Below are 240 nucleotides of genomic sequence, written 5' to 3'. Positions count from 1 at the left end.
GGGATATGCAATATTCCCACTACGTCTCCTTGCCCTGGATCAAAGTCTTCTAATACTTCATACTCTTTGTCCGTCTGTTCTTTCGAGAAAACGATGTCTCTTGCGGCTTCAAGTGCTTCTTTTTCTTTTGCCTGCGTTTGATAAATTTCATATCCTGCTATTCCGATAATAATGAATCCTGCCATGATAAAAAGTAGTGCAATTGCTTTTTTCATTCTGCGACCACCTATCCTATCAAAA

General features: G+C 39.2%; 1 protein-coding gene. It reads right to left on the bottom strand.

Annotation, left to right across the window (positions count from 1 at the left end; genetic code table 11):
• Positions 1–215 (bottom strand): hypothetical protein (locus AOA62_RS29930; protein WP_218244251.1); only part of this gene is annotated, 215 nt, incomplete at its 3' end.
• Between the last annotated feature and the right edge of the window lie 25 nt (positions 216–240).

This window comes from Pseudomonas sp. 2995-3 (genome assembly GCF_002742565.1).
In the GTDB taxonomy this organism is placed as follows: Bacteria; Pseudomonadota; Gammaproteobacteria; order Pseudomonadales; family Pseudomonadaceae; genus Aquipseudomonas; species Aquipseudomonas edaphica.
Note: the sequence above shows the minus strand (reverse complement) of the source record. Positions and strands in the feature narration are given on the sequence as shown.